This is a genomic window from Quyinboa ferrireducens, from assembly GCF_042436675.1.
GTDB lineage: Bacteria > Bacteroidota > Bacteroidia > Bacteroidales > UBA5342 > JBHJHP01.
Genome location: NZ_JBHMVA010000023.1, coordinates 1 through 22998, shown reverse-complemented (window position 1 = coordinate 22998; position 22998 = coordinate 1). Strand labels below are relative to the sequence as shown.

The following is a 22998-nucleotide window of genomic DNA, read 5'->3' as shown; positions in this document are numbered from 1 at the left end:
CACAATAAATGATATCGTTTTCATAAAAAACAAGTAATTATTGAGCCTGAATATTACATAAACAAGCATCATTTTTTTGAGGATAATTTCAAAAATGTGAATAAAAATCCGGTGATAAAAATTACAACTGTACCCAATACAATGGATAAATAACTATGAAGATGATTTGTGAATTTTTCAAACGAGGTACCGGGGAAAACCAATGGGGACAGACTCATCCATGCAATGATAATAACCCCGGCAACAACTCCCGCAATGGCTGAAACATTGGTCACACGTTTAGACATATAACCCAGTAAAAACAGGCCAAGCATACCACCACTAAAGATAGATGCCAGTTTCCACCAGGCATCCAACGCACTTTGAACGTTAATCATTGCAACAGCCACACCAATTCCCAATACACTGAAAATGAACGACGCCATGTATAAAATCCGCATGGAACGTTTGTTATTTTTCGGATCAGCCCCGGAGAGTTTAAAAAAATCGGTTAAAATAACAGTCGCCGAACTATTTATACTTGTCGAAATTGTGCTCATACCAGCTGCAAATACTGATGCGATTAAAAATCCGGTTAACCCGACCGGCAACTGGTTCACAATAAAATGAGGAAAAACCTTATCTGCCTGTATCCCATCAGGAAGTAAACCGGGACTGGCCTTGTAATATGCAAACAGCGCTGTTCCTATAAAAAAGAAAAGTGCAGATACCGGCACATAAAGCAGTCCTCCAAACAATGCGGAATTCTTGGCTTCCTTATCTGAACCAGACGTCATGTACCGCTGAATATAATTCTGGTCAATCCCGTAGTTCTGAAGGTTAATAAATATTCCATATATCAGTACAACCCAAAAGGTTGAATCTTTCAGGCTCAGGCCAAAACTTCCCAGACTGAATTTATCATTTTGCGCTGCAATTTCGAATATTTGCGACGGACCTTCGGGCATTTTTACCATGATTGTAATAACTGTTATTACTGCACCTGCAATTAAGATGATCGCCTGAATGGCATCGGTCCAAACAACCGCCTGGATCCCCCCAAGCAAAGAATAGATCATCACACTGAATCCTGTAACGATGATAATAGTAGAGATATCCCAAGCCAGTAATGTATGTAAAAGAATTCCCAACAAAAATAATATGGTTCCGGCCCGCATTAACTGTGTCAATAAATACATTACAGAAACGTAGGTCTTTGCCCACGGCCCAAAGCGCTGTTCCAGGTAGGTATATGCAGACGGACTGTTCACAGACCGGTAGAGCGGCACAAAGAATTTTACTGCCATAAATGAAGCAAAAGGTATTGACAGGCTAAATGCAAATGCATTCCAGTTAGTTAAATAAGCCTGTCCGGGCAATGCCAGATAACTGATACTACTTACAAACGTTGCAAATATTGACAATGAAATTACCCACGAAGGCAGGCTTTTATTTCCGAGCGTAAATGATGATGATGTTTTGTTTTTACGATAAAACGACAGGCCAAATAAAACAATACCCAATAAATATGCTATGAAAATAAAAATATCTAATTTACTCATCTGTAACTCTTTTCAGCGGATTCCTTTTAAAGTAATTCTTTATAATTCAATTCCTCTAACGCTTTTATTATCCTGTCACGCTCCGGTTCTTTAAACCTGTGAAAAGGTTCGGCCATAAAATCGCTGCAAACACCTAATACATTTAATGCACATTTCAAACCTTTCAAATAACTTGACCCATATTTCCCTACATTATAAATCGTGGTACTGATTTGCATTACTTTTTCGTGTAGAGGCAGTATTCTTTCAAAATCCCTTTCTACGGAAGCATTATAAAGGTCAACATAAAGCTTCGGAAACATATTGGCACCACCGGTTACACCGCCGTGACCGTTAAGTAAAACAAACTGTGAAATTAACTCTTCGGTTCCCACCATAAATGTAAAACCAGGTCTGTCTTTCAGTAAAAAGTTAATCTGATTAAAGTAAGCAAGATTAGCCGAACTATCCTTCATCCCGACAATTCCCGGAATATCTGCGGCAGATCTGACGGTTTGAGGTGCAAACATAACCTTGGTATGAACCGGCATATTATAAATAAACAGTGGCAAAGGCATCTGTTTCATAATACGCTCAAGGTATTCCAGCAATTCTGGTTGACTGGCCTCGAAATAATATGGCGGTGTAATAACAACTGCATCTGCGCCATATTGGGCTGCCTTTTTTGCCAGATTCAGACTTTCGGTAAAAGCCGAATCAGATATACCTACCAGTACAGGAAGGCGACCATCGACAAACCTGCATGTCAGCTTTATTAATTCTTCCCTTATTTTGTATGATAAACTGGCGAATTCACCTGTAGTTCCTAAAATAAATATACCGTGAACTCCGCCTGCAATAACCCTTTCAATAAGGGTTTCCAGTCCTTTGACATCCAGCGTATCATTATCAATTAATGGCGTTACCAACGGAGGTACTATTCCACGCAATGGGGTTTTAAAATTCGGTGTCATCTGTTATATAATTTATTCTGATTTATTTACAACTTATAATTTTGATTCAAACCTGTATTCTCCTGAACCTATTTCCAGCAGGACCCTGTTATCTTTAAATTCCACTACTTTTACATCCTTATTTTCAGTAATTTTATCCTTACCTTCTTTTATAGAATTCAACGATTTTGCCGGCACATAGATCCGGGCACCGGAATTAGCCGGAACCGTAATGTTCCAGGTAAATTTTTGCTTACTTCTTGTCCAATTACTTTTTATTTTACCATACGGTGATTCGTAGCTTGCATTCACATGATCCAATCCATCCTGCAGTTCTGGTTTCATAATAATGTTTTTGAAACCCGGATCCTCCGGATCAGACTTAATTCCTGCCAGGTTTTCATAAAACCAGATGATCAAATCGCCCAGCATCATTACATGATTATACGAATTCATATTAGCTGCAGCTGTATTTCCATTCCACAATTCCCAAATCGTGGTAGCTCCGTTTTCAACCATGTAGCCCCAGCCCGGATAAGTTTTATTGGTGGCGATCCGGTACGCCAGATCACTTCTGCCGTTTTCTGATAATGTCCGCATCAGCCACTGGGTTCCAATAAGGCCTGTGCTCAGATGTCCATCGTTTTTTACCTGAATAATAGTAACAATTGTATTCAATACATCATCCCGTTTATTCTCAGGAACCAAACCAAACTGTAGGGCCAGCAGATTATCGGTGAGCGTATTATCGCCATATCCCATCTGATCTTCCCTGAAAAATACCTGATTAAACCCGGCCTTTATCTTTTCAGCCAGATTTGCATAATATTCCACATCATCATCACATCCGGCTATCCGTGCAAATCTCTGCATTAAACCGGAGTAATAATAGTAATAAGCCGTTGATATAAGTTTGCTGGGATGCTTCACATTGGCACTTTTGCCTCTGCCTTCCTCAATGGTTGCAGGTGGTACGCACCAATCGCCATAACTATCTTTTGTAAGAATATAATCTTCGGTCATATAGCGGTCCTTCATATAGTCCAACCAACTTTTCATTGAGGCATAATGAGTTTTCAAAGGTTCTGTGTCGCCATACTGCCTGTAAAGCATATCAGCTACCATCAGGTAAGTTCCGGGCCAGGTCATGTTGTCGCTATAATACCGCCAGAACGCCGGTGCCACATCAGGTATAGTACCGTCACTTTTTTGCGCATACCCTATATCATCTACCCATTTTGCGTACAAGGTTGAGTTATCGTAAACAAAACTTTCTCCATAGCATCCTGTAGACCTGTCGCCCAACCAGGGCTGACGTTCGTTTCTCTGGGGACAATCTACCGGCATGCCTTTATAGTTGCCCTTTATGCTCCAGGTGGCATTTTTATAAATCTTATTTATTAACGAATTTGACGTTGTAAATGATCCGGTTTGAGGAATTGCATCATAAACCACTTCTCCAATAAAATTATCAACGGTCGGAACACCGGGAAAACCTGCAATCTCAACATACCTGAAACCGTGATATACAAAACGCGGCGCCCACTCTTCAATTCCATTTCCTTTCAGCGTATAAATATCAGTACACATAGCATCCCTAAGATTTTCAGTCGCTATTCCACCCTTGTCATTCAGAATTTCAGCAAACCGCAACTTCACCTTTTCTCCTGCATTACCTTCTACCTTTATTTTCAACCATCCTACCATATTTTGCCCCATGTCCAGAATATATTTACCACCAGAAAGATTTGTGATCCCAACAGGTTTAATTGTTTCCATCACCTTCATATTCGGATTCATCTGTGCTTCATATTTTCCATCGGGCTGATCCACATAGTCAACCTGAATCCAACTGCTATCAATAAAATTCACGGTATTCCAGCCGGGCATTTCTTTACGCGCATCATATTCTTCGCCATCATACTCGTTATTAGTGATGAGTGGTCCGTTTGCAGTACCTTTCCATGAATTATCTGTTTTGATAATCTGTTTTGAACCATCAGCATATTCTATTTCAAGCTGTAGTAATAATTTAGGAAATCCAAAATTCTTTATTTTATAGGGTTTATAGTGTTGTCGCATCGTATGATATCTCCCGTTTCCAAGAATCACACCCACTGCATTTTCACCTTCATTTAAAGCACTGGTGACGTCAAACACATTATACTTTATATTTTCATGATAATCTGTTGGTGCCGGAGCCAAAACCTGATTTCCAATTCGATTCCCGTTAAAATAAAGCTCATACATTCCCAGCCCCATCAGATATACTTTAGCCTGCTTTACCGGTTTATCAGCCTTAAACACTTTACGCAGGTAGCGAGCCGACAAGCGTGAATGGAAACTATCATCATCCCATGGGAATGCATAATCAAACCCGATCCATCTGGCATACCAGTCTTTATAATGCAAAAGCCCCATCGACCAGTAAGCTGTTTCACTCCATTCCGATTCCCCTTTATTGGTTATAACCTTTACCTTCCAGTAACAATCTTTCCTGCTTTTTAATTCCGCTCCATTATATTGCACCAGGTGCGACTGATCCGATTTCACGTCTCCCGAATCCCACAGATCGCCAATGTTATTATCCAGTTTTTCTACGGAAGATGCAACAAGTATATGATAAGAAATCTGATATACAGATCTTTTATCCGAAATAATCTTCCAGCTTAATCCTGGATTTTTAACATCTATTCCCACAGGGTTTTCAATCATTTCACACCTAAGTTCTACAGGTTCTGATATGCCAAAAGCCGGAAGGCTTACAAGAATAATCAGATTAAAAATGAAAGTTATTTTTTGACAGATGGTATTCATGTTACAAAAGTTAGCTAACGAGATTTTTAAATATCAAATTTAAAGCCTTAATTATCTATTATTAAATTTAATATGTACAGATTTAAGACTATCCGCAAATATATGAAAACGTTTTCATAAATTAAAAAGCTGGCACCAAAAGACCTGTTGAACGATTGTAAGTCGCTCCAAACCAGATGAAGCATAAATGTTAAAATCCATATAAATTCAACATCACACGTAATACTAAAAAATCCAACCTTTTAATTCGGTTTTTATTACTATTTTTGTGGACTTTAAAACGAAACGAATTTAAATTCAAAATCTAGGTTTAAAGTGGATACAAAATACATTTTTGTCACAGGGGGTGTTACTTCTTCACTCGGTAAAGGAATTATATCAGCATCATTAGGAAAGTTATTACAGGCAAGAGGGTATAAAGTTACCATCCAAAAGCTTGATCCTTATATTAATGTTGATCCGGGAACACTGAACCCTTACGAACACGGGGAATGTTATGTTACCGTTGATGGTGCCGAGACGGATCTTGACCTTGGGCATTACGAACGTTTTCTGAATATTTCAACCACCCAGGCAAATAACATTACCACTGGCCGTGTATATCAGAATGTCATCAACAAAGAAAGACGTGGTGATTTTTTGGGAAAGACAGTTCAGATTATACCTCATATTACAGACGAAATAAAACGAAATATCAAACTGCTGGGAAGCAAAAAGCAATTTGATTTTGTGATTACCGAAATTGGAGGTACTGTTGGTGACATCGAATCATTACCTTATATTGAATCTGTTCGTCAGTTGCGTTGGGAACTCGGGAAAAACAGCCTTGTTATTCATTTGACTTATGTACCATACCTGGCGGCATCCGGTGAACTAAAAACAAAACCAACCCAGCACTCTGTAAAAGCGTTACTTGAAGAAGGAGTTCAGCCCGATATTTTGGTGTTACGAACCGAACATGAACTTACACCTGATATCAGACGTAAGGTATCTTTGTTTTGTAATGTCGATCAAAAATCGGTTATACAGAGTATTGATGTGCCTACTATTTACGAGGTTCCTGTAAAAATGCAGGAAGAAGGTTTGGACACTACCGTTCTCGAAAAGCTTGGACTGCCTGCTGAAGGCGAAGCCAAACTCCGGGAATGGAAAGCGTTCCTTTCTAAACTCAAAAAAGCACAGAAAACAGTTAAGATTGGTCTGGTAGGTAAATATGTTGAACTGGCAGATGCCTATAAATCAATCATTGAATCGCTGATACACGCCGCTGCATATAATGACCGTAAATTAAAACTTCAATTGATCCATTCTGAAAAGCTGAATGAAAGCAACATGGATGAAACACTGAAAGGCATGGACGGCATACTGGTTGCACCGGGATTTGGCCACAGGGGAATTGAAGGGAAAATTCTGGCATGTAAATATGCACGCGAAAACAACGTGCCCTTTTTAGGAATTTGTTTAGGTATGCAATGTGCGGTTATCGAATTTGCACAAAATGTGCTCAAATTTGAAGATGCCAATTCAACCGAAATGGATTACAATACAAAATATCCCGTAATTGACCTGATGGAAGAACAAAAGGGTGTTTCTGAAATGGGTGGAACTATGCGATTGGGAGCTTATGAATGCAGCCTCCTGAACGGAAGCAAAGTACATGAAGTTTACGGCGAATCTACCATATACGAGAGGCACAGACACAGATACGAATTTAACAGCGAATATCTTGAATCGTTTGAAAACAACGGAATGAAAGCAGTAGGGATCAACCCTGATACAGACCTTGTGGAGATTGTTGAATTACCAGAACATAAATGGTTTGTTGGGGTACAGTTCCATCCGGAATACCGCAGCACTGTTGTAAATCCGCACCCGCTTTTCAAAGGTTTTATTAAAGCAGCATTAAAAGAAGAATAATCAAAAATCATGGATAGAAATAATTTAATTGGCTTCAGTTTAATTGGATTAATATTAGTTGCATTTTACTTTTATAATAAACCATCTCAGGAAGAACTGGACAGAATTCAACATCAAAGGGATTCCATTGCCCACGTGCAGCAGGAACAACAACGGTTAAACAGTGCTGCCGAATCAGCGATATATCCGGTTCAAAACGATTCAACTGTAAGCGATAACGAAAGTACAACCGCAAACACAGCAGAACTTTATGGTGATTTTGCATCGGTGATGACAGGTGATGAAGAGTTTATCACACTCGAAAATAAATATCTCGATATTAAATTGTCAACCCTGGGAGGACGTGTATATTCGGTGGTGCTTAAGGATTTTCTGACATACGACAAAAAGCCTCTGGTATTATTTGACGGCGATGATTCTGAATTCGGGTTCAGCTTTTTCACGCAAACAAACAGACGAATTTCCACAAAAGATATTTATTTCAAAGTTACTGAAAACAACACATTATCAGACGGCACTCAAAAAATTGTACTGACAGCTGATTTGGGTGATGGCCGTTCCATAAGTAATATTTATACCCTGGCCCCTGAAGATTACCTGGTAAATTATAGCTTCAAGGTGAACGGTGTGGATAAAATCCTGCCGCGTTCAGTCAGTAATTTCGATTTACACTGGCAGGTATTCATGCGTCAGAATGAAAAAGGCGCGACCTTTGAAACCCGTTATTCAGGATTATATTATAAATATTACCAGAATGACGTAGAACATATATCAGGGAATAAATCTTCAGAAGAAACACTGACTACCCGTGTGAAATGGGTTGGTTATAAAGATCAGTTTTTTTCTTCAGTACTTATAGCAGATAACTTCTTTACCTCTGCCAATGTCAATCTTGAAAAACTTGAAAATGTGGAGGGTTATCTGTTCAACATGACCTCAGATCTTTCCATTCCGGTTTCTCAGGACATTAATTTTAAATATTATTTTGGACCTAATAATTATAAAATTTTACAAAAAACAGGTTACGAACTTCAGAAAGTTGTCAATCTGGGATGGCCGGTGGTTAGCTGGTTCAACAAATATGTGGTTATTAACGTGTTTGATATTCTGAATAAACACATTGCCAATTATGGAATAATTATTCTGATTCTTACCGTATTTATTAAGTTGATCATTTTCCCGTTTACCTTTAAATCCTATATCTCAACAGCCAAAATGCGTGTATTGAAACCGCAGATTGATGAGATAAATAAAAAGATTCCGAAGGATAAAGCGATGGAACGACAGCAGGCTACCATGGCACTTTACCGAAAAGTAGGTGTAAGTCCGATGGGCGGATGTTTGCCAATGGTATTTCAATTTCCTATATTAGTGGCAATGTTTTACTTCTTTCCTGCATCTATTGAGTTACGTCAGGAAAGTTTCCTCTGGGCAAAGGACCTCGCATCTTACGACTCGATTTTCTCATGGCAAACGCAGATTCCTATTCTATCAAATATTTATGGAAATCACGTAAGTCTGTTTACCCTGTTAATGGCTATTGTAAACGTGTTTTATACCAAGATAAACTCAGAAATGACCGCATCAACCAATCAGATGCCTGGTATGAAAACCATGATGTACATGATGCCGGTTATGTTCCTTTTCTTCTTTAACAACTATTCTGCAGGTTTGAGCTACTATTACTTCCTTTCAACATTAATCACAGTAGGACAAACCTATATTATGAGACGTTTTGTTGATGAAGATGCGCTTCTTGCAAAACTCGAAGCGAATAAAAAGAAACCTGCAAAAAAATCCAAGTTTCAGGAGAGACTGGCTAACATGCAGAAACAACAGCAGGCCCAGATACGTCAAAATGCGAAAAACAGAAAAAGGTAATTAAACTAATATTTTTTTATGCTGAATGTATTTATTGAAATCCACTATAATACTCAATGGGGAGAACAAATATTTGTAGAGGGAAAGTTTAACGGATCGGAGAACCGTGAAAAACTACCCTTAGTTTATAATCCCAATGGTCTGTGGACTTTAAATACAACTGTTAAGCAAAATTCGCTGATTAACTATCAGTATATTCTCCTGACTTCAGACGGCATCAGCAAAAAGGAGCCTGTACAGAGGTACTTTACCGCAGAAGGTAAAAACGATATTTATATCTATGATCAGTGGCTTAGTCCTGATACCGACGACAGTATTTTATACCGTTCCATTTCTAAAAATGCGATTTTTAAAAAAGATGATCTTGCAGGAGCCTTAAAAAACAACATTGCTGACGGAATCTATTTCCAAATCAGTGTTCCCCGCGTTAAAAATGGATATAAGATTTGTGTAACCGGAAATATTCCGGAACTCGGGGACTGGGATCAGTACAAACCACTGCTACTGGAAAGTGCTGAATTTGCCAACTGGTTTGGTGGATTCGGCAAGATGCCGAAAACCGGTTCAATAGAATATAAATATGCGGTTTACGACCTGCAAAGCAAACGCATCGTTGAGTGGGAAGCAGGAGAAAACAGGAAACTGACTGTCAAGAACCAGAATAGTATTCTCAAAGGTGATTCAGGTTTCAGATTCTCATTCCCATGGAAGGGCAGCGGCATCGCCATTCCCGTATTTTCAATCCGTACAGAAGCAGGCCTGGGAATTGGTGAGTTTAACGATTTAAAAATCTTTGGAGACTGGGTGGCAAAAACAGGAATGAACCTGATTCAGATCCTTCCTATTAACGATACAATTTCTAAATTTGACTGGACCGATTCATATCCATATAATGCAATTTCTGTCTATGCATTGAATCCTATTTACATTAATCTGGACGAACTTTTTAAGCACGATAACACTGCATTATCATTTCTTAAGCATAAGAAAAAAGAGTTGAACACTTTAGCTGAAATAGACTTTGAAGCTGTGCTGGATTTAAAAATGGAATATCTTCACAAAGCGTTTGATTTTCACAAAGGGAGTCTTGAGCAGGACAAGGATTTTCAGTTATTCCTTGAAAAAAACGGATTCTGGGTTAAGGCATATGCCTTATTCTGTTGCTTAAGAGACCGCTATAAAACAACGGATTTCAGCAAATGGGGCCAGTATGCAGAATATTCAGAAGAGATGCTTGATAAATGCTGTGATTCAGGAGAATTTGAAATGTGCGATGCCATGTTTTATGTTTTCATACAATATCATCTTGATAAACAACTTGCATCCTCTATTGAATATTTACACAACCACGGTATTGCTTTAAAAGGCGATATACCAATTGGAATAAACCGTGAGAGTGTAGATGCCTGGGCGTCTCCTGAACTGTTTAATTTTAACCAGCAAACAGGTGCACCACCGGATTATTTTTCAACTGTAGGACAAAACTGGGGTTTCCCAACCTACAACTGGGAGCAAATGAAGAAGGATGAATATGAATGGTGGCAGAATCGTTTCAGAAAAATGGCCGATTACTTCGATGCATACCGCATCGATCATATTCTTGGCTTTTTCCGTATCTGGGAAATTCCGTTCAGGTTCCAGGAAGGATTAATGGGACACTTTAGTCCAGCCCTTCCATATACTGCAGAAGATTTATGGTTCAACAAACTTCCTTTTGACCCCAAATGGTGGTGTACACCTCATGTTTATAAATACGAATCGTATATTTTTGGAGATTATACGGAGGAGATCCTTGAACATTTTTTTGAACAGGAAGGCGATCTGTATTACCTTAAAGAAGAGCATAACGAGACCCGACAGCTGTTCAGTAAATGTCACGAACTTGGCATTGTGGATGATAATATCATATACAAACTACGCGATGTTATCTGCGATGTTCTGTTCATGGAAGACGAGAGACAGAAAGGGTACTATCATCCTCGTATAGAATTACAGCGGACCAGAAAATTTCACCGTCTTGCCGATGATGTGAAACATAATCTTATGCTGCTTTATAATGACTTTTTCTATAAGCGTCATAATCAGTTCTGGAAAGATAAAGCACTTGAAAAACTACCGCGACTCATTCATACCACTAATATGCTGGTTTGTGGTGAAGATCTTGGAATGATCCCTGACAATGTTCCTGAAGTAATGAATCAGCTGAATATACTGACACTGGATATTCAGAACATGCCAAAAATAAACACTATTGAGTTTTCTGATCCCCGTTGGTTCAAATACTATTCCGTTTGTACAACCTCTACACACGATACTCCTACTTTACGCGGCGTGTGGAAATATGATCCGGAAAAAGGTAAACGAATGGTGAATTCACTGTGCCATGAAGATGTGCAAACATTCGCTGATTGTCCGGGATGGCTATGTAAGAAAATCATCGAAGTAAACCTACAGGCTGGTTCAGCACTGACTATACTTCCGCTACAGGACTGGTTATCAATCAATGAGCGACTGCGTTATCCTGATCCGCATGCAGAACGGATCAACAAACCTGAATATTCCAGACATTACTGGCGCTACAGAATGCATATTCCGGTAGAAACTCTGCTGAATGAAGATGAACTAACGGATGAAATTCATGAAATGATACGGAATTCTGACCGTATTAGTTAAAAAATCAAACTTTTTTTAACATTATATTTAAAGATATTTATAACAAATTAGTACATTTGTTACATTATTACGCACATTGCTTAATAATATGATAACATTTAAACTTAATCTACTTGTATAATATCTTAAATATCACATGTGCTAACATTCTTTAAGTCAACTGTATTTCAGCTGGTTAAAAAACTATTATCTACATAGAAGTGCTTGCCGGCAGAATGCATGAAGGCTAAAAAGGACATTTTAACATATGAATGACAGATGCAGTTAAGTTTAAATCATCTTTATTTTTAACGAAAAGTATTATAACAGGATTTTTAGATAATATAAAATATTTTGCCACATTTGAACAGAATACAACTAACAGACAAAAAGTACTTCCGTGCACTTGTATATAATAGGTAAAATATGGTAAAGTTTTGTTGAATATGACTGGTAATCACAATAAAAAAATGCATAAAACAATAAAACGAATTCTTTTTGTTTTAACGCTTGGGCTTATAAACAGCCTGACTTTTGCGCAGGATTTTCAACAATATACGCAGTATGTCAATATGCAGGGGCTTATTAATCCGGGCTATACCGGAAGCCGCGGCACATACAGCGGATTGATGAATTACAGAAATCAATGGACAGGATTTGGAGCAAGTCCTAAAACCTTAGGGTTTAACTTCCACGGGCCGGTTCCGGTAAATAATCTTTCTGCAGGTTTGGTGGTCATGTCAGAAAGTATAGGTCTGAATTCCAATGTCGATCTGGCAGTGGCTTCTGCATATGCAGTCAATATTACACGCGATTTGAAATTATCCATGGGTTTACAGGTGGGCTTTAGTTCGCTACAGTTTGATGCAGCATCACTGAACCTGAATTCTGCCAATGATCCGGTTTATGAAAAATATGCCAACGGCTATTTCAGACCCAATGTCGGTGTAGGTGCTTTTCTGTACAGCGATAAATATTTTGCCGGTTTCTCCATGCCGAAAATGCTGACCCATTCACCTGAAGCCAATACCGAATCCATCAAAACATCTTTCAGCTTTAAAACCATGCACATGTTTCTCTACGGAGGTTATGTAATTGATGTTGATAATGATTATAAGATTAAGCCAACCTTGTTGATGAAAACAATATATGGCGCTCCGTTGACGTTTGATTTGGGAGTACATGGGTTTTACAAGGATTGGGGTTCCGTGGGACTTATCTTCAGAACAGGTTCTGATATTATATTTGCAACCGAGGTAAGGGTTTGGGAACAACTTTATGTTGGATACTCATTTGACTACCCTATAACGAAACTCAGTAAAGTATCGTACGGTTCACACGAAATAAGCCTGAGAATTGATCTTGAAGATTTACATATCGGTAAAGCACCGGCTTCACAGGGAGTTAAGAGTATCAGGTATTTTTAAAAATTGGTATATTTACATGTTAGTATAATACAACAGGAATGAAAACAGGCTCACTGATATATATTTTTTTAATCTCATTCAGTTTTCTTTTTGGGAACAAGGATCTTAAGCAAGCAGATAAAGCCTATAAACAGGAAAATTACAGCAAGGCTGTTATATTATATGAAAAATATAAATCCGAAGAAGAGGGGCAGCGTGTTGAGCCGGAGACAGCTATCCGGATGGCAAACTGTTATTATTTCCTGAATGATTTTGAAAATGCAAAAAAGAATTTTGAACTCGCAGGAGAATCAAACCTGAAAGGTGAAGACCGCATTACGTATGGAAAGTTGCTTTTCCTCCAGGGCGATTATGATAAAGCTAAAACATTTTTTCAGACAGACAGTGAATCAACGATTCCTGATCATTACATGGAACAGATCAACTGGATGAAAAGCAGGACAAACGACACGTCATCTTATTCCGTTAAGAAGACAGACATCAATACCTTTGGACAGTCATTTGGAGTGCAGTATTACCAGGGAGGAATCGTATTTTCATCGTCATCCAATGATGCCAATGTACTTGATTATCATTCCAACCTGAATTCTGAAAAAAACGTAGACCTTAAAGGACTTGAATTTTTGAATCTGTATTATTCTCCGGTCATAAATAATGGGGAAATCGGACGTCCGGTTTTATTCTCTGAGAACCTGAAATCTGATTATCATATCGGAGCCGTTACCTTTACACCGGATTATAAAACCATGTACTTTACGAAGGTTGTCAAACTTCCGCAGGAACAAACAGTACTAAAAATCTACAGGTCCGACTATAGATCCGGCATGTGGCAGCAAGGTTTTCCACTTCCATTTAATAACGACAACAGCTACAGTTGTGCTCATCCGGCACTAAGCATAACCGGAGATACATTGTATTTTGTATCAGATAAGCCCGGCGGTAAAGGTGGAAAAGATATCTATTTTTCAAGAAGATCAGGTTCTTACTGGCTGGCACCGCAGAATCTTACCGCTGTTAACACCAGTGGCGATGAACTGTTCCCTTTCGTATCATCAGACAACATGTTTTATTTCGCTTCAAACGGTTACCCGGGTTACGGCGGACTTGATGTATACAAAGTTGATCTGAAATCAAAAGACAAGGAAATCGTTAATATGAAGTACGGCATAAACAGTCGTTTTGATGATTTTTCATACGTTGTGAATCCTGAAAACATCAAAGAAGGATACCTTTCTTCCAACAGGACAACAGGTGGCAGATACGACAATATTTACCGTATTATGTATGAAGAACCCAAAGAAATTGCAGAAGATACTGCCAGTATTGAAGTGATTGATACAGTTCCCGAGGTTGAAGAAATTCCTATAGTTGACATGGCTGTTCAGGTTTCCAATGCCCTTTCAGGAGTACCGATTCCGGAAGTAGTTGTTGTAATGACTGATGAATCGGATCATTCACTGTTATTTGAAGGTGTTACGGATGAGCTGGGTAAAACAGGCTTTAAAATTGAACGCTCTATGATTGATCCGACAACAGACATTCATGTATCGGCAAGAGCAAAGGGAAAATACGAGCCCTACGAACGTACTTTGAAAGGCGAAGATTTCATTAATCTGAACTCAGCTTACACGGATATAAATATCATCCCCGTAATTGAAGAGACGCAAACCATCACCATTCCCCAAAATAAACTTAAATTTGCATTGAACAGCTACGAATTGTCGTACGATGCAAAGAAAATTCTGGAACGATGGTATGAATATCTCAAATCGAAACCAAATATACGGTTGCGTTTGAATGCTCATACCGACTCACAGGGAGATCTGGATTACAACCTTGAATTGTCACAAAAACGAGCTGATAATGCCAAAGCTTATCTGGTTCAGCGAGGCATCAATTCTAACAGGATTGTCTCCAGAGGATATGGAGAGCGCTACATTTTGAACCATTGTAAAGATGGTGTAGATTGTACGGATGCTGAACATGAGGTAAACCGACGCATTGAAATTATTGTAATTGTAGATTAGAAAACCCTCAAAATTATTGAAATGAAAAAAACAGGAGTTTTAATGTTTATTATTGCTGTTGTTATATCCTTCACCCAGGCATTAACGGCGCAGGATAAGGTAACAAAACCTGTGGATGCCGAATTCTTTACCATTCAAATCAAAGCATTATCGAAGGAAGTACCAACCTCATTTTTCAAAGGCCTCGAAGGTGTATGGTCGAAAAAGAATGATGATGGTTTATATAAATATTATTACGGAAGGTATCCAAACTACCAGGCTGCCCGGACTGCAATTGAAGATATCAGAAAAAAAGGATATCCGGATGCTTTTGTGGTTTCATCACGGAAAATCATAAAAAATAAGGTTTGGCAGAATGTGGTGGAAGAAAAGCCCACAGAAAAGAAAACAGAAACTAAAGTTAACAAGAGTAGCGTCATAAAAGGAGAAGTTGTGGTTTATACCATTCAACTTTCGGCTTTTAAATATCCTGTTTATAAAGATTTCTTTGCCCCGCTGACCGGGATCATGGAGTTTCAGCTTGAGGATAAACTTTTCAGATATTGTATAGGCAAATACCTGACTAAGGATGAAGCCGAAGTAGCTCTTGAGAAGTATAAAAAAATGGGCTACGATAAATCCTTCGTTGTAGAGTACGATAAATACGAACCCTACGCGATTGAATAATTTTTTAACATGACATTTCATAAAGTTTTACGGTTGACCCAAACAGCCGTAATATTTTTCTGCATACATTCATTATTTGGCCAATCACCATTTGACACTGATTTAAACAGACAATTTAAGGTGCTTGGATCAGAGGCTATGGGTATACAAAAAAAGGCAGCTAGCGATTCAGTAGAAATTCTTCTGTCATCGTTTTTAAGCCAGCCCCAATCGTTTGCGGTCAAACCACAGGTGGAACATTTGGGAAAGATAGCGGCAAGCGATGGAAAACTTAATGTTTATTCATGGAATTATCAGGGTGACGACCTGCTATACCACTACGGATGCATTATACAGCACAAAACAGATAATGGGATACAGCTTACAGTTTTAAAAGACACACGAAATGATATTCCTGTAAATGAAGTGCTGAAACCAGATGAATGGTACGGATGCCTTTATTATGCCGTGATCGTAAAAACAAAACGTAAAAAAACATATTATACGTTGCTGGGATGGGATGGATATAATAATGTTGTGGCCAGAAAAGTTATAGATATCCTGCTTTTTAAACCAAACAATGAACCTGTTATTGGAGCATCTGTTTTTAAAATGGAAAGAGGAACTCAGAAACGTGTGGTATTCAATTTTTCCGGCACAGGTTCAATGGTACTGGTGTATGATCCCGATTACAAGCGCATCATTTTTGATCATTTAAGTCCCGCAAAACCTGAATTGGAAGGACAGTATCAGTATTACGGTTCAGACTTCAGTTATGATGGTTTTAAATTCAGAAGAGGAAAGTGGGAATTTGAAGAAATGCTGGATCCAAGAAATAAGAATGAGTAACACAAACACACACGAATATGAGACACTTGATTTTAACTTCACTTTTAAGCGTTTTTATAATGAACGGATGTACAGATAAAAAAGTAAGCGAAACGAAAAACGACACATTTAATTACAATGTTGAGAAATTTGCAGACCTCAAAATCATGCGCTACAAAGTGACTGGTTTTGAGAACCTTAGTCTGAAACAGAAAGAACTGGTCTATTATCTGAGCCAGGCTGCTATTGAAGGAAGAGATATTCTTTTTGATCAGAATTACAAATACAACCTCCCTATTCGTCAGACGCTTGAGGCAATTTATGAAAATTACACCGGTGACAAGGAAAGCGACGATTATAAAAACTTCGTGGTCTATCTTAAACGGGTTTGGTTCTCAAACGGAATACACCACCACTACTCCATGGATAAGTTTAAACCGGGTTTCAGTCAGAATTTTTTCGTGACACAGGTCAACGAGCTGCCCAGCGACAAGCTACCGATGGTAAAAGAAGAATTATTAAAAACTCTGGTTCCGGTTATCTTTGACCCGAATATAGCGAAGAAACGTGTAAGTCTTGCTGAAGGACAGGATCTTATAAAAGCATCTGCGAATAATTATTACGAAGGTGATTTGTCGCAGGACAACGTAGAAGAGTTTTATGCGCAAATGAAGGACCCGAACGATAAAGAACCAGTTTCTTACGGTTTGAATTCTACGCTGGTTAAGGAAAACGGAAAGATAAAAGAAGACGTATGGAAGATTGACGGGAAATACGGCCCGGCTATCAAACATATTGTTATGTGGCTGGAAAAAGCTGCAACTGTAGCTGAAAATGATGATCAAAAGAATGTGATAAACCTTCTGATTGAGTTCTATAAAACAGGTGATCTGCGAACATTCGACAAATACAATGTAGCCTGGTTAAAAGACCAACAGTCGCGTGTTGATTTTGTAAACGGTTTTATTGAAACCTATGGCGATCCACTTGGATTGAAAGCAAGCTGGGAAAGCGTCGTTAACTTTAAAGATCTGGAAGCCACTCACCGAACCGAAATCATCAGCAGCAATGCCCAGTGGTTCGAGGATCATTCCCCTGTTGATGACCAGTTTAAAAAGAAAAAGGTAAAAGGTGTTTCTGCAAAAGTGATTACAGCTGCCATGTTGGGCGGAGACTGTTACCCGGCAACACCTATCGGTATTAACCTGCCAAATGCGGACTGGATCCGTAAGGAATATGGGTCAAAATCGGTAACGCTTGAAAATATTACTTATGCATACGACCAGTCGGCAAAAGGAGACGGTTTCCTGCAGGAATTCGCCTATGATCAGGCTGAAATAGATCGGGTTGAGAAATACGGATTTTTAACCGGAAACCTGCATACCGACCTGCATGAATGTTTGGGGCACGGTTCGGGGCAGTTATTACCTGGAGTTGCCGGCGACGAACTGAAAGCATATGGTGCAACCATTGAAGAAGCCCGCGCCGACTTATTCGGATTGTATTACATGGCTGATCCCAAACTGGTAGAGCTTGGATTGCTTCCGAATAAAGAAGCTTTTGAAGCAGAATACGATTCTTATATCCGCAACGGATTAATGACCCAGCTTACCCGTCTTCAATTAGGCGACAACATTGAAGAATCACACATGCGTAACCGTCAGTTAATCGCAAGCTGGGTGTATAAGCACGGGAAAGACAACAATGTGGTTGAAAAAGTTGAACGTGACGGGAAAACCTACTTTAAGATCAATGATTATGAACAAATGCATAAACTGCTGGGAGACCTTTTGGCTCTGATTCAAAAGATAAAATCAACAGGAAATTATGCCGGAGCTAAAGATCTGGTAGAAACCTATGGTGTAAAAGTTGATCAGCATTTATTAAAAGAGGTCAAAGAACGTTATGCCAAACTGAACCTGGCACCATATGGCGGCTTTATTAATCCGGCTTATAAACTTATCGAAAAGGACGGCAAAATTACAGATGTAGAAGTTCGTTATACGGATGGTTATGCACAGCAAATGCTTGATTATTCCAAACACCATGGCTGGCTGACAAAATAATTATGAATTACGAATGAATGGATCTTATGATTAATAAAAGAGGCTGTCCCAAAAGACAGATAGAAATATTTTGAGCTTATAAATTGAAAGTAATTCTTCTTTTACCCCTCCAAACCTCCCCTAAAGTGGGAGGCTTTAAGTCCCCTTTAGGGGATTTAGGGGTAATTTTTAAAAAAAGGCTACTTACAATTCGTAAGTAAAGTTTTATTCTCATATCACTTTGGGGATAGCCTGTTTTTTGTGTTGGAGAGTCATTCTCGAGAGAAATATAAACAGCAATCAATAGATCCACCCAATGACTTAAGCCATGAAAATCCGTGATCGAAATTACAAATAACAAAGTCAATTAAAATTCTGTATATTTGCTTTATGCGTAATAGAGAGCAAATATTGCAGAAAATTATTTGGGTGGTTGATAAGAATGCACCGGATTCTGAAGTTTACTTATATGGTTCACAAGCCAGAGGAAATGCAAAAAAACTATCAGATTGGGATTTGCTGATATTGCTCAATAACCCCAGTGTTCCTTTTGAATTTGAAACCAAATTTATGGATGCATTTTATGAATTGGAATTAGAAACCGGAGAGATAATTTCACCATTAATTTATTCTAAAAGTGAATGGAATTCTAATTATTCAATTACGCCTTTATTTGAAAATATAAAAAAAGAGGGCATTAAATTAAAATGAAAGGGACAAAAACTGATTTAATAAATTATCGCATTAAAAGAGCAAAAGAAACCTTTTAAGACGCTCAGATTCTTGCAGAAAGAGAAAAATGGAATTCAACAATCAACCGGCTTTATTATGCGGCCTATTATGCTGTAATGGCACTTTTACTCTATTCCGATTTAAAACCAACCACTCATAATGGAGCAAAATCAAACTTCTCTGAATTTTTCGTTAAAACAGGGAAAGTTGCAACAGAATACGGTAAAATATACTCCCAGTTATTTACATGGAGACAAAAAGGAGATTATGACGATTTATTTGATTTTACTGAAAATAAAGTTTTACCTTATTTTGAACCAGTTGAAAACCTTATCTCAATTATTGAAACGATAATACATATCTGATAACAGTCTTTCACTAGTAAGTAAAACCCACCCGTTGACTAATATTTTGTAACTTCGAAATAAGAAAATCACACGACAAATTATAATCATGACTGAAGCTGATAAACAGTTTATGCAAAGAGCCATAGAAAAGGCAAAAGAGGGAATGGATGCCAATGCCGGCGGCCCGTTTGGTTGTGTCATCGTTAAAGGCGATGAAATAATAGCGGAAAGTCATAACCGGGTGACTTCCACCAACGATCCTACGGCACATGCTGAAATAGTCGCTATTCGGGAAGCCTGTCAGAAGCTGAACTCGTTTCAGCTGGAAGGATGTAAGATATATACGTCCTGTGAACCCTGTCCCATGTGTCTGGGTGCAATTTACTGGGCAAGACCCGATGTGGTGTATTATGCTGCCTCTAAAACCGATGCAGCAAAAATCGGATTCGATGACCGGTTTATTTATGAAGAACTCGATAAGCCAATTTCTGACAGAAAAATTAGGTTTATAAAAATGCTTGGTGAACAGGCCCTGCCCGTTTTTGAGCAATGGAATACCAAAAAAGATAAGACGGAATATTAATTTGATTATTCACCCGGTGAATAAAACTATCTTAAATCTATCATCACAACTTACTGCTTTTTTACGTATTTTTAATTCAGTAAATCAAACAGTCCCAGATCCTTACTGAAGAGCTGATATGTAAAAGAATTATTTGATGCTTAATAACATACGCTAAAAAACAATAAAATATTTATTGTGTAAGTATTATTAATACCAAATACTAATATTATGAAACCTGTTATCCCTTGCTTAATTGCTGTTATGCTTATTGTTTCCTGTAATAAAAACGATAGCAATACCACCGGCAAAAAAACCGTCATTACCGGTCAGTTTAAGGATCCTGAAAAAATCAAAGGTCATAAAAATATACCACTGATGATTTCTGATCTACTGGCAAATGAGAAAACTCTGGTTGCTTCCATTGATGAAAACAGGAAATTCCGCTTCGAAATAGAATTGAAATACCCGGTTGACTTTCATCTGGGTAATATTTATACGCTAACCTATCACATCTCTCCCGGAGATAGTTTACACGTTCAAATAAATGGTGATTGTTGGGCGGAGAAAGGAAAATCATATGAAAAACTTGCCAGAATTTTCGACATCTCCGGAACTTCAGAAGATTTGAATAAAGAGATTACAAGGTTTATGATATTATACAATGACTCATTAGCGGTCAGAAAAAGTTATTTTGATCCAGTAAAAGTCATGGAGCCCTTGAAATATTTAGATTATATGAACAAACAACTTGAATCAAATCAGGCATTTTTAAATTCATTTAATGAAAAAGAAAAAACTTCGTCTGAATTTAAAGAATGGGCTCATACCTATATTAAATATGATAATTGGTATTATGTGCTTTGTTACAGATATGTTCATGTAACGGGAACAAACCAAGATCCTATGCAGTATTACAAAAAAATTCCAGTTGAATATTTTAGCTTTCTTAATAGCTTTACACCTGAAAAGAATGAAAATTCAGGAGTTAAGAGGTATATTGATTTTCTAACCGAATACAGTTTTTATATTGATCAGTTAATTCCAACAGATTCACTGGAAGTTTATATTATGAACTTAGAAAATAATTATCCAAAGGGGATAGAAGATTTCACCCGGTATTATAAAAAAATCAGTCCTGATTACATTAGTGATTTATGCATCTCAAAGTTCTATTATCGATTATTAGAAAAGAAATATTATCCCGAACTGAAATCGGCTTTTAATGCACAATTAATAGAAAACGACATATTACGTGGGGAAATTCAGGAAAAATACAACTATGAAAAAGGGCTTTTTGAATCACCAACATTTTCAGAAGAAATTGAACTAAAAAAACTTGATGTTAAGACAAACTATCTGCAGGAATTATTAAAACAATACCAGGGGAAAGTTGTTTATATTGACTTTTGGGCTCCCTGGTGTGCACCCTGTATGGAAGAGATGCCAAATTCTTCAGAAATTAAAAAATACTTTGAAAATAAAGATGTTGCTTTTGTTTATCTGGCAAATAGGTGTAAGGAAGAAGCATGGAAAATTGCAATTGCTGAAAAAAACATAACCGGGGACAATTACTTGTTAACAGATGACCAGTATAACGAGTTAAAAAGCTTATTCAATATTCAAGGGATTCCAACGTATATTTTAATTGATAAAAGAGGAAACGTGGTTGATGCAGATGCGCCACGTCCAAGTGAAAAAGACAGACTAATTGAAGAAATTACAGCGCATTTAAATTGATCGTCTATTTTCTTAAATAATCAATGGGTTTATAAATAAAGAAAAAAACAGGTTCCCGCTGAAAGCCTGTGTTTTTTGTATTTTAGTATCCGCGTAAATCTTTTTAAATCTGTAATCATAAATGAACACATACAAAACATTCGAAACGCAGCGATTACTTATCAGACCTGTTCAGACTGAAGATGCAGATTTTATTCTGACCTTACTTAATACGGAGAAATTCATTCAATATATTGGTGACAGAAATGTCAGAAGTATAGAAGATGCAGAAAAATACATCAGGGATAAAATGTCAGGCCAGCTTGAAAGACTTGGATTTGGAAACTATGCGGTAATCCGCAAAGAAGATCATAAAAGAATCGGTACGGTCGGATTGTACAATCGGGAAGGTTTGGATGCTGTGGATATCGGCTTTGCTTTTTTACCGGAATATGAAGGTCAGGGCTATGCATTTGAAGCGGCGGAGAAAATACTGCATGCTGCTTTTTATGACTTTAATCTGCCTTTTGTGTGTGCCATTACTACGAAAGACAATTATGCCTCACAGAAGCTCATTGAGAAACTGGGTTTGAAATATATCGGCACAACCGAAATACCTAATGATAATGAAGAACTGTTGCTGTATGAATTGAAAAAGCCAGATTAATTGGTGATATACCTACCGGTTCCCTTTAAAAAAATCTATCAGTAAATTGACACAATCATTTTCAAGTACGCCGCCCTTTAGTTCTGTTATTAATTTATGGGTTGTAGCAAACTTGTCGAAAGAATTGCTTCTTAGGAAATTGACAATTAAAAAAAGACAGTATCCCATAAAGTGTGTAAATAGGATTTGGTTAATATAAATTTAAACGTTCCTCAAATATAATTAAAAACTGATTAAGGATCATGCCCCAATCTCTGAT

The 22998-nt window shown here is 37.9% G+C and carries 16 protein-coding genes; 13 read left to right on the top strand and 3 right to left on the bottom strand.

Going from position 1 to position 22998, the window contains the following annotated elements:
• Nucleotides 1-68: 68 nt before the first annotated feature.
• Genes ACE01N_RS19465 through ACE01N_RS19455 form a run of 3 tightly spaced genes read right to left on the bottom strand, consistent with a single transcriptional unit; the run spans nucleotide 69 to nucleotide 5290 of the window.
• Nucleotides 69-1541, bottom strand: a complete 1473-nt coding sequence (locus tag ACE01N_RS19465) for a sodium:solute symporter family protein (protein ID WP_380592559.1) — start codon at nucleotides 1539-1541, stop codon at nucleotides 69-71.
• 26 nt (nucleotides 1542-1567) lie between these two features.
• Nucleotides 1568-2494: a dihydrodipicolinate synthase family protein gene (locus ACE01N_RS19460; RefSeq protein WP_380592557.1), complete on the bottom strand. Its 927-nt coding sequence runs from the start codon at nucleotides 2492-2494 to the stop codon at nucleotides 1568-1570.
• 33 nt (nucleotides 2495-2527) lie between these two features.
• Complete coding sequence (locus tag ACE01N_RS19455) at nucleotides 2528-5290, bottom strand: alpha-L-rhamnosidase (protein WP_380592555.1); 2763 nt, start codon at nucleotides 5288-5290, stop codon at nucleotides 2528-2530.
• Between the two features lie 315 nt (nucleotides 5291-5605).
• Here ACE01N_RS19455 and ACE01N_RS19450 point away from each other — a divergent pair, with 315 nt between their 5' ends.
• The 13 genes from ACE01N_RS19450 (at nucleotide 5606) to ACE01N_RS19390 (ending at nucleotide 22739) form a co-directional block, all read left to right on the top strand.
• Nucleotides 5606-7207 carry a CTP synthase gene (locus ACE01N_RS19450; protein ID WP_380592553.1) on the top strand — a complete coding sequence of 534 codons (1602 nt, stop codon included), beginning with the start codon at nucleotides 5606-5608 and terminating at the stop codon, nucleotides 7205-7207.
• A 9-nt stretch (nucleotides 7208-7216) separates the two neighbouring features.
• Entirely contained in the window at nucleotides 7217-9088 is a 1872-nt protein-coding gene (gene yidC, locus ACE01N_RS19445; protein WP_380592551.1) for a membrane protein insertase YidC, read from the top strand.
• A gap of 18 nt (nucleotides 9089-9106) precedes the next feature.
• Entirely contained in the window at nucleotides 9107-11761 is a 2655-nt protein-coding gene (locus ACE01N_RS19440; RefSeq protein ID WP_380592549.1) for a 4-alpha-glucanotransferase, read from the top strand.
• A 449-nt stretch (nucleotides 11762-12210) separates the two neighbouring features.
• Complete coding sequence (locus ACE01N_RS19435) at nucleotides 12211-13167, top strand: PorP/SprF family type IX secretion system membrane protein (protein ID WP_380592547.1); 957 nt, start codon at nucleotides 12211-12213, stop codon at nucleotides 13165-13167.
• Nucleotides 13168-13205: 38 nt separating this feature from the next.
• A complete protein-coding gene (locus ACE01N_RS19430; RefSeq protein ID WP_380592545.1) occupies nucleotides 13206-15194 on the top strand; it encodes an OmpA family protein in 1989 nt (662 codons plus the stop codon).
• 21 nt (nucleotides 15195-15215) lie between these two features.
• A complete protein-coding gene (locus tag ACE01N_RS19425; RefSeq protein ID WP_380592543.1) occupies nucleotides 15216-15860 on the top strand; it encodes an SPOR domain-containing protein in 645 nt (214 codons plus the stop codon).
• A 9-nt stretch (nucleotides 15861-15869) separates the two neighbouring features.
• Nucleotides 15870-16688 carry a hypothetical protein gene (locus ACE01N_RS19420; protein ID WP_380592541.1) on the top strand — a complete coding sequence of 273 codons (819 nt, stop codon included), beginning with the start codon at nucleotides 15870-15872 and terminating at the stop codon, nucleotides 16686-16688.
• Nucleotides 16689-16705: 17 nt separating this feature from the next.
• A complete protein-coding gene (locus ACE01N_RS19415) occupies nucleotides 16706-18733 on the top strand; it encodes a dipeptidyl-peptidase 3 family protein (RefSeq protein WP_380592539.1) in 2028 nt (675 codons plus the stop codon).
• Between the two features lie 369 nt (nucleotides 18734-19102).
• On the top strand, nucleotides 19103-19423 hold the full coding sequence (locus ACE01N_RS19410; RefSeq protein WP_380592537.1) for a nucleotidyltransferase domain-containing protein: 321 nt from the start codon (nucleotides 19103-19105) through the stop codon (nucleotides 19421-19423).
• Between the two features lie 68 nt (nucleotides 19424-19491).
• Entirely contained in the window at nucleotides 19492-19809 is a 318-nt protein-coding gene (locus tag ACE01N_RS19405) for a HEPN domain-containing protein (protein WP_380592563.1), read from the top strand.
• A gap of 88 nt (nucleotides 19810-19897) precedes the next feature.
• Nucleotides 19898-20374, top strand: coding sequence for a nucleoside deaminase (locus ACE01N_RS19400; protein WP_380592535.1), 477 nt, complete (start codon nucleotides 19898-19900; stop codon nucleotides 20372-20374).
• Between the two features lie 210 nt (nucleotides 20375-20584).
• Complete coding sequence (locus ACE01N_RS19395) at nucleotides 20585-22093, top strand: TlpA family protein disulfide reductase (RefSeq protein WP_380592533.1); 1509 nt, start codon at nucleotides 20585-20587, stop codon at nucleotides 22091-22093.
• Nucleotides 22094-22214: 121 nt separating this feature from the next.
• Nucleotides 22215-22739: a GNAT family N-acetyltransferase gene (locus ACE01N_RS19390; protein ID WP_380592531.1), complete on the top strand. Its 525-nt coding sequence runs from the start codon at nucleotides 22215-22217 to the stop codon at nucleotides 22737-22739.
• Nucleotides 22740-22998 lie beyond the last annotated feature (259 nt).

Coding starts and splice junctions, on each gene's coding strand:
- ACE01N_RS19465 (WP_380592559.1), bottom strand. CDS start 1,541: ATGAGTAAATTAGATATTTTTATTTTCATAGCATATTTATTGGGTATT.
- ACE01N_RS19460 (WP_380592557.1), bottom strand. CDS start 2,494: ATGACACCGAATTTTAAAACCCCATTGCGTGGAATAGTACCTCCGTTG.
- ACE01N_RS19455 (WP_380592555.1), bottom strand. CDS start 5,290: ATGAATACCATCTGTCAAAAAATAACTTTCATTTTTAATCTGATTATT.
- yidC (WP_380592551.1), top strand. CDS start 7,217: ATGGATAGAAATAATTTAATTGGCTTCAGTTTAATTGGATTAATATTA.
- ACE01N_RS19440 (WP_380592549.1), top strand. CDS start 9,107: ATGCTGAATGTATTTATTGAAATCCACTATAATACTCAATGGGGAGAA.
- ACE01N_RS19435 (WP_380592547.1), top strand. CDS start 12,211: ATGCATAAAACAATAAAACGAATTCTTTTTGTTTTAACGCTTGGGCTT.
- ACE01N_RS19430 (WP_380592545.1), top strand. CDS start 13,206: ATGAAAACAGGCTCACTGATATATATTTTTTTAATCTCATTCAGTTTT.
- ACE01N_RS19425 (WP_380592543.1), top strand. CDS start 15,216: ATGAAAAAAACAGGAGTTTTAATGTTTATTATTGCTGTTGTTATATCC.
- ACE01N_RS19420 (WP_380592541.1), top strand. CDS start 15,870: ATGACATTTCATAAAGTTTTACGGTTGACCCAAACAGCCGTAATATTT.
- ACE01N_RS19415 (WP_380592539.1), top strand. CDS start 16,706: ATGAGACACTTGATTTTAACTTCACTTTTAAGCGTTTTTATAATGAAC.
- ACE01N_RS19410 (WP_380592537.1), top strand. CDS start 19,103: ATGCGTAATAGAGAGCAAATATTGCAGAAAATTATTTGGGTGGTTGAT.
- ACE01N_RS19400 (WP_380592535.1), top strand. CDS start 19,898: ATGACTGAAGCTGATAAACAGTTTATGCAAAGAGCCATAGAAAAGGCA.
- ACE01N_RS19395 (WP_380592533.1), top strand. CDS start 20,585: ATGAAACCTGTTATCCCTTGCTTAATTGCTGTTATGCTTATTGTTTCC.
- ACE01N_RS19390 (WP_380592531.1), top strand. CDS start 22,215: ATGAACACATACAAAACATTCGAAACGCAGCGATTACTTATCAGACCT.